Origin of the sequence: Pseudomonas sp. 2822-17, assembly GCF_002742485.1 — a bacterium.
In the GTDB taxonomy this organism is placed as follows: Bacteria; Pseudomonadota; Gammaproteobacteria; order Pseudomonadales; family Pseudomonadaceae; genus Aquipseudomonas; species Aquipseudomonas cyclaminis.
This window is the reverse complement of record NZ_LJRZ01000281.1, coordinates 1-231: the sequence shown is the minus strand read 5'-3', so window position 1 is coordinate 231 and position 231 is coordinate 1. Positions and strand designations below refer to the sequence as shown.

Annotated in this window: 1 protein-coding gene; it reads right to left on the bottom strand. The window is 40.3% G+C overall.

The features are described from left to right. Positions 1-231 (bottom strand): CamS family sex pheromone protein (locus AOA60_RS32145; protein ID WP_178075318.1); only part of this gene is annotated, 231 nt, incomplete at both ends.

The window sequence follows — 231 nt, the reverse complement described above, 5'->3', positions numbered from 1 at the left end:
ACGTGTCATTTTTATAGCGCCCTCTACCGACAATGCCTAAAGACCTTCCCATAAATTGTTCCATGTCACCTTTAAATTGTTCAAATGCATTTGATTCATTAGAACGTACTTGTCTCGCAGTACTGGAAGGGAAAATGAAAAACTCTTCATTAATTGCCTCCCAATTTTGAATAGCTGACTCCTCGCCACTTAAGTGTGTCATTGCAACAAATGAACCAGGCGCCATTGAAC